Source organism: Nostoc sp. CHAB 5715, assembly GCF_020829685.1.
Taxonomy (GTDB): domain Bacteria; phylum Cyanobacteriota; class Cyanobacteriia; order Cyanobacteriales; family Nostocaceae; genus Nostoc.
Genome location: NZ_JAIVFR010000979.1, coordinates 1 through 2,733, shown reverse-complemented (window position 1 = coordinate 2,733; position 2,733 = coordinate 1). Strand labels below are relative to the sequence as shown.

At 41.7% G+C, this 2,733-nt stretch carries 4 protein-coding genes; 1 reads left to right on the top strand and 3 read right to left on the bottom strand.

Annotation, left to right across the window (positions count from 1 at the left end; all coding sequences use genetic code 11):
* Positions 1-83 precede the first annotated feature (83 nt).
* The 3 genes from LC574_RS34690 to rplU all read right to left on the bottom strand — a co-directional run bounded on the left by LC574_RS34690 (position 84) and on the right by rplU (position 1,743).
* Positions 84-800 (bottom strand): molybdopterin-dependent oxidoreductase, encoded by a 717-nt coding sequence (locus tag LC574_RS34690; RefSeq protein WP_229458145.1) that lies wholly within the window; start codon positions 798-800, stop codon positions 84-86.
* A gap of 208 nt (positions 801-1,008) precedes the next feature.
* A complete protein-coding gene (gene rpmA, locus LC574_RS34685; protein ID WP_099099325.1) occupies positions 1,009-1,305 on the bottom strand; it encodes a 50S ribosomal protein L27 in 297 nt (98 codons plus the stop codon).
* 30 nt (positions 1,306-1,335) lie between these two features.
* The gene (rplU, locus tag LC574_RS34680; RefSeq protein ID WP_229458146.1) at positions 1,336-1,743 is read right to left on the bottom strand and encodes a 50S ribosomal protein L21; all 408 of its coding nucleotides are present in this window, start codon (positions 1,741-1,743) and stop codon (positions 1,336-1,338) included.
* Between the two features lie 451 nt (positions 1,744-2,194).
* Here rplU and LC574_RS34675 point away from each other — a divergent pair, with 451 nt between their 5' ends.
* On the top strand, positions 2,195-2,428 hold the full coding sequence (locus LC574_RS34675; protein ID WP_229458144.1) for a Nif11-like leader peptide family natural product precursor: 234 nt from the start codon (positions 2,195-2,197) through the stop codon (positions 2,426-2,428).
* Positions 2,429-2,733: the final 305 nt, after the last annotated feature.

Sequence of the window (2,733 nt, the reverse complement as noted above, 5' to 3'; positions counted from 1 at the left end):
ACATCCCATTGCAAACAGACAAGGTAAAATTTTCTCCCTCATCCCCCTCATCTCCCTCATCTCCCTCATCCCCCTCATCTCCCTCATAACCCAGCAAACCACTCATAGCCCTGATCCTCCCAATAGCCTTTACGAGGTAACAAATTGCTGACGAATGTAATTTGAGTCACCCACTTACTTTGCTTGTAGCCCAGTTTAATTGGAGATGCTAGGCGTATGGGCGCACCATTATCAACTGATAATGGTTGTCCATTCTTTTGATAAGCCATCAGAGTTTGGGGATGTACAGCAGAGGCAATATCCCAGCTTTCATAGTAACCATCAGCAGATTTGAAGTAGACATAGCGGACGTTTGACTTAGGCTGTACCAGTGCTACCAAGTCTCGTAATCGCACGCCTCCCCATTGAGCGATCGCAGCCCAGCCTTCAACACAGACATGGCGAATTACCATTGAAGTGAAGGGGAATTTTTGAATATCTACCATACTCAATTGCATTGCGTTACTAACTTCCCCATCAATCTTCAAGCGAAACTGTGCCGGATCAATTTGCGGCGTGAAGTCAAAGGTATTAATCAGCAATTTGTCTAGTTCTATGGCACTGACAGGAAATTCTGGTACTGGTTTTTGACTTAGCAGGAGTGCTTCAAGACTTTGGTTTAGTGGCTCAGATATTTGCCGGAGATTATCTGAGAACAAATTTGTCCCACAACCACCTAAAAGAAAGCCTACCCCTGAAAGTCCAGATACTTGCAATAACCGACGACGGGATAGAGTGCGTTTGGGAAGAATCAGACTCATAGAACCTCTACAGGAACATAGACTTAATTAGACGGATGCTTCCTACCTTCAAGGCAAGTAATATTTTGTTATTGAAGAATATCTGCGCTTTGATGCTCATGATACTAATCTATGGGCAACAGAGGAACAAAGCGACTTTTAAGCAACGGCTAGGACATGCGATCGCTAACTAGCAATTAGGGTGGGTAACAGTGCCCACCCTAACACTCTAACTTGCTACTGCCTCAGCAGGGGCTGCCTCAGCAGCAGTTATGGGTAAATAAACACTAACTTTTTTACGGGTTTTGCCCTTTCTCTCAAACATTACAACACCGTCGATTAAGGCAAACAGAGTGTCATCGCTACCAATACCGACATTGTTACCAGGGTGGAATTTGGTACCACGCTGACGCACGAGAATGTTTCCTGCACGCACAACTTGACCACCATAACGCTTAACACCCAAACGTTGGGCATTAGAATCACGACCGTTGCGTGTACTACCTGTTCCTTTCTTATGAGCCATGATTTCCTCTTGTGTATCTTCTCTTTATTATTATTCAGCAGCAGTTTCAACTTCTTCGGCAGGAGTCTCATCTAAAACGGGGGTTTCCTTCTCCGGTGCTTCTTGAGCAGCAAATACTGCACCGTTAAGGGTGATAGAGTCAATCATCAGTCTGGTAATTTCCTGACGATGCCCCCGCTTTTTGCGGGTTTTCTTTTTAGGCTTCATCTTGTATACCAAGACTTTACGACCTCTGTAATGTCGCATTACAGTCCCTTCTACAGTCGCACCTGTCACTAGTGGCTGTCCAATGGTAACTTCACCATCGTGCTGCACGAGTAATACAGAGTCTATTGTAACTTTTTCATCTGGTTCGGTCGGAAGCAGTTCAATATCGTAAAACCGCCCTGGCTCTACTCGTATTTGTTTGCCGCCAGTTTCAATAATCGCGTAGGTCATGGAATTGTCCTTGAGGTTGCCGTACAGGTAGCTGGTTCTTATCTCGTGTAGAGACGCTTTTGCCAGCTTTTGTAATATGTCTACCTGATCCGAGCAGGAATTAGACAGACAATCTAACATATTATTTTATTCACAAGTGTTAAGTCAAGCTTTTATTTGCCAAAAGTCGTCATGGCTGAATCACTCACGCAAAGAATCTAAAATGCATTTACAATTCAAACTCAATGTTATTTAGTTAAATACTGCTTCCATCTTAGGGCTGATTTTTAAAAAGTAGCAAAAATATTTAGACTAAAACTTATATTTTCTTATCAGAATCTACACATTTTTCTTCTTTGTTTTAAAATTAAACTTACACGCTTAATCTAAAGGTTTTCACAAAATTTAGTGATTCCACAGGAGTCAAATTACTACATTCAAACCTGATATTTAAAACAGGAGATAGACTGTCATGACACAGCAAAATGCTACCCGACTTTTTCAAGCCGTAAAACAAGATCAAGCATTACAGCAAAGACTCAAAGCAACAGCTAATCCAGAAGCCTTCGTCAAGATTGCTCAAGAGCGTGGCTATGATTTCAGCGTCGAAGAACTGGAGAGTGAAATCAGCAAATTGTCTGAAGAAGATTTAGCCGCCATTGTTAATCCAGGATGGGGGAATAGACGGCACATTAATCCTAGATAATTCCTGTTCTAAGAAACCGAAATTATAGGAACAATTGAATTGATAAGTTTTGCTCCTCAAGGAGATATCGTTGTATCATCTCCTTGAGGGGCATTTCTGTTAAACTAAGCAATTTTTGGTATTAGTCATTTGTCATTTGTCATTTGTCATTAGTCATTTGTCATTGGGTATGGGGGGATTGTATTCTTGATCGTCAGCATTACTGGGGAAAAAGTTAAACCGCAACGCAAGAGTCATTAGTCATTAGTCATTAGTCATTTGTCATTTGTCATTTGTCATTTGTCATTTGTCTAAGAGAAAGCACG

Excerpts from the sequence above, each read along its gene's own strand:
- LC574_RS34690 (WP_229458145.1), bottom strand. The coding sequence starts at position 800 with ATGAGTCTGATTCTTCCCAAACGCACTCTATCCCGTCGTCGGTTATTG.
- rpmA (WP_099099325.1), bottom strand. The coding sequence starts at position 1,305 with ATGGCTCATAAGAAAGGAACAGGTAGTACACGCAACGGTCGTGATTCT.
- rplU (WP_229458146.1), bottom strand. The coding sequence starts at position 1,743 with ATGACCTACGCGATTATTGAAACTGGCGGCAAACAAATACGAGTAGAG.
- LC574_RS34675 (WP_229458144.1), top strand. The coding sequence starts at position 2,195 with ATGACACAGCAAAATGCTACCCGACTTTTTCAAGCCGTAAAACAAGAT.